The sequence below is a fragment of the Pseudosulfitobacter pseudonitzschiae genome (assembly GCF_900129395.1).
GTDB classification, from domain to species: domain Bacteria; phylum Pseudomonadota; class Alphaproteobacteria; order Rhodobacterales; family Rhodobacteraceae; genus Pseudosulfitobacter; species Pseudosulfitobacter pseudonitzschiae.
In genome coordinates this window covers 1-3493 of record NZ_FQVP01000027.1, presented here as the reverse complement: position 1 = coordinate 3493, position 3493 = coordinate 1, and the positions used below count along the sequence as shown (strand labels likewise).

The window sequence follows — 3493 nt, the reverse complement described above, 5'->3', positions numbered from 1 at the left end:
GATGTCGCCCTTGGACACCAACTGGCCAATGGCCTCCGGCGTGTCACCCCAGAAACCCGAAGCGCACCCGATGCGCAGTTGTCGATCCGACATATTCCCCCCTATCTGCCCGTCCATTCCGGCGCGCGCTTCTCCAGAAACGCCGAAAAACCTTCCCGCGCATCCTCTGTGGTCGCAATGCGCGGCAGCATGGTTTCGGCAAATCGAAACTGCTGTTCGATCGTCATATCCTGCATCGCGTGATAGGAGTACTTTCCGAGCCGAACCGCCGAGGGGGAGCGTGCCGTGATCAGGTCGGTCAATTCTGCGACCTTCGCGTCAAGCGCGTCCGGTTCCGTCACATAATTAACGATGCCGTATTCCAGCGCCTGTTCCGCACTCCACGGTTCGCCGGTGATGTACATCTCCAGCAAACGGCGACGCGGTATCACCCGCATCATCTGCGGCATGATCATCATCGGAAACAGGCCGATCTTGACCTCCGGGGTCGCGATCCTTGCCGTGTTCGACATGACGGCAATATCGCAAGCACAGACAAGTCCGGCACCGCCACCCATGGCGTGACCGTTGATCCGACCGATGATCGGTTTGTTGCAGGTTTCCATCAGGGTGAACAGGCGAATGACGAAATGTCCGGGCTGCGAGATGTCTCCGGTGAACGGCCCGCCATCCTTGCCAGCCTTGAGATCCCCGCCCGCGCAGAACGCGCGGTCCCCGGCGCCGGTCAGCACGATGACAAGCACCTTGTCGTCATTCTGGGCTGTTTCGAAGGCCTCGATCAGTTCCCCCACCGTCGGGACGTTCAGAGGATTGCGCTTTTTCGCATTGTCGATGGTGATTTTCGCGACCCCGTCGCTGATTTCCAGCAGCACATTCTTGTCAGACATCTTTCATCTCCGTTTTCCGAGGGCCCATCCCTCTTGCATCCAATTGCGTGACAGCCGCACCGATCCGAAATATTCGCCGCCTCGCCCTTACCGCGCGACGCGTCGAACACGTATTCATGGTGGTGCGGTCCTGTCGGCTCCCTACATCCTGAAGACACCGTAATGTGGCGCGTTGGGTGCAACACCCGCCGCACAGCACAACGCAATGCCAAGCATGTTGCGTGTATCGAGTGGATCGATAATCCCGTCATCATAAAGCCGCGACGTAAACCAGTAGGCCGAGGTTTCGTCTTCGGCCTTTGCACGCACCCGGTCGCGGAGTTCCTGCACGGATTCGTCGCTGAGGTCGGGGTCATCGCGGCGCATCTGGGCCAGCTTGACATCGCCGAGCGTGCGCGCGGCCTGTTCGGGGCCCATCACCCCCATTTGTGCGTTGGGCCATGACATCAGAAGGCGCGGATCCCAGGCGCGACCGCACATACCGTAATACCCGGCCCCGAAGGCGCCGGATGTCAGTACCGTCAGCTTGGGCACCTCGGAGCCGGCCTGTGCCATCAGCATTTTCGCCCCGTCCTTGGTGATGCCGCGTTCCTCGTACTCCCGGCCGATCATGTAGCCGGTGGTGTTCTGAAGAAAGATGAGCGGTGTTCCGGTCTGGTTGCAAAGCTGTATGAAATGCGCGGCCTTGAGTGAACTGTCGTTGAACAGAACCCCGTTATTGCCGAGAATTCCCACCTTGCAGCCCCAGATGCGGGCATAGCCGGTGACCAGCGTGGTTCCGTAATTCGGCTGGTATTCGTGAAACCGCGACCCGTCGACGATCCGGGCGATAACCTCGCGCATGTCGAAACGGACGCGGTAGTCGGTGGGTACGATACCGTAGATTTCGGCGGGATCGTAATAAGGATCCTCGGGCGCGGCCCAGTCGAACGCGCGGGGTCTGCGCGGGAAGGTGCCGACGATTTCACGGGCGAGCGCGATACCCGCCTCTTCGGAATCAACCGGATAGTCGCCGGTGCCCGAGACCGAGGTGTGCATGTCCGCGCCGCCCAGATCGTTGACCGAGACCTCTTCGCCGGTGGCGGCCTTGACCAACGGCGGCCCACCAAGGAAAATCGCGCCGGTATCGCGCACGATGATAGTATGCTCGCACAAAGCGGGCACATAGGCACCGCCCGCCGTGCAGTGGCCGCAGACAATGGCCACCTGGGGGATACCCTTTTTCGAAAGGATGCACTGGTTGCGGAATACCCGCCCACCCGGCGCGAAAACCCCCGACATTTCCTCGAGATAGCCGCCCGCGCTGTCGCAGATATGTACCACTGGCAGCTCATTTTCCAACGCAAATTCGAGCGCGCGCACGATTTTCGGCACGGACATGGGGTACCAAGCGCCGCCCTTGTTGGAACTGTCGTCGGCGTGAATGACGACCTCGCGCCCGGCGATCACACCGACGCCGGTGATGATGTTGGCACCCGGTGCCTGACCGTCGTAAAGATCGTTCGCCGCCAGACTCGAAAACTCTAGGAACGGTGTCCCCGGATCTAGCAGCAGTTCGAGCCGCTGGCGTGCCAGCATCTTGTTTTGCCGCTTCAGCCGGTCGAGATCACGGCGGGGGCGGTCATGGCGCGCCTTGTCCTGTACCTCCCGGAACCGGTTGACGACCTCCTGCATCCGGCCAGAGGCTTCCTTGAATTCCGCCGATTCCGGGCGGATCTGTGTTTCCATCCGTCTCATCAATCCGTCTCCTCTTGCGGTTCCAGACGCAGCAGGACGTCCTTGCCGCCGAAACTGTCGCCTGTGGCGAAGGGCAGCTCCGCGACGATCCCGTCGCGCGGGGCTGTGACCGTGGTTTCCAGTTTCATGCTCTCGATCACCAGCATCGGCGCGCCTTCTTTCACGGCGTCGCCGGGTGCTACGGATACCGACACCACGACGCCGGGCATGGGTGCCAGCATCTGGTCCTGCGAGGCACCGCTTCCGGCCCTGTCCAAGGCGTCTGCCGGATCGGTCCGCCCGATTTCATAGGCCCGCCCGCCGAAGTGTATGAATGTGGCGCTCTCGTCCACGGCGATACGCATCGGGATGCGGGTGTCCGATATCTCCAGTACATACGCGCCTCTGCCGGCGGCTTCGTCGAGGGTGCAGGGAATCTCCCTTTCACCCATGTGCAGGACATGGCCTTGGCGCGTCGAGGCCAGCCAGACCGGGATCTCTTCCCCGTCAACTTCCAGAATGCGGCGCATCAGTTTCTCCAGTTTCCCATGAGTCGATAGATTTCCGGCACATTCTCCAGCGCTTTCACGAGCCGCGCATCGGACAGCACAGTGGCGGCGGCAAGAATGTCGGTGGTCGCGGGATCGCGATCCTGGTTCAGTTCATCGGCTTCTTCTGCCAGAAAACCGGTCGAGACATCGCCGGAACGGAATTTGGGATGGTCGAGGATCGTATCGAGATAGGCCAGATTGGTGGTTACCCCGAGAATGACATAATCCTGCGCCGCGCGGCGGCCCCTGGCGATGGCCTCTGCCCTGTTGCGGCCGTGGACGATCAGTTTGGACAGCATGGGGTCGAAATCGGTGGTCACTTTGCCGCCGTCCAGAATG

3 protein-coding genes and 1 pseudogene are annotated in these 3493 nt (G+C 61.2%); all 4 read right to left on the bottom strand.

All coding sequences use genetic code 11. The features are described 5' to 3' along the window. Positions 1-101: 101 nt before the first annotated feature. Complete coding sequence (locus BUC08_RS24075; protein WP_073194644.1) at positions 102-887, bottom strand: enoyl-CoA hydratase-related protein; 786 nt, start codon at positions 885-887, stop codon at positions 102-104. Between the two features lie 141 nt (positions 888-1028). Next, positions 1029-2624, bottom strand: a complete 1596-nt coding sequence (locus BUC08_RS24070; protein WP_037932071.1) for an acyl-CoA carboxylase subunit beta — start codon at positions 2622-2624, stop codon at positions 1029-1031. Next, entirely contained in the window at positions 2624-3133 is a 510-nt protein-coding gene (locus BUC08_RS24065; protein ID WP_224558007.1) for an acyl-CoA carboxylase biotin carboxyl carrier protein subunit, read from the bottom strand. Before BUC08_RS24065 ends, BUC08_RS24070 begins: the two co-directional genes overlap by 1 nt. Continuing rightward, a pseudogene (locus tag BUC08_RS24060) lies at positions 3133-3493 on the bottom strand (biotin carboxylase); the annotation flags it as partial. The gene BUC08_RS24065 and the pseudogene BUC08_RS24060, both read right to left, overlap by 1 nt.

Bases quoted from the DNA above. Each gene is read 5' to 3' on its own strand.
- BUC08_RS24065 (WP_224558007.1), bottom strand. From the start codon at position 3,133: ATGCGCCGCATTCTGGAAGTTGACGGGGAAGAGATCCCGGTCTGGCTG.
- BUC08_RS24070 (WP_037932071.1), bottom strand. From the start codon at position 2,624: ATGAGACGGATGGAAACACAGATCCGCCCGGAATCGGCGGAATTCAAG.
- BUC08_RS24075 (WP_073194644.1), bottom strand. From the start codon at position 887: ATGTCTGACAAGAATGTGCTGCTGGAAATCAGCGACGGGGTCGCGAAA.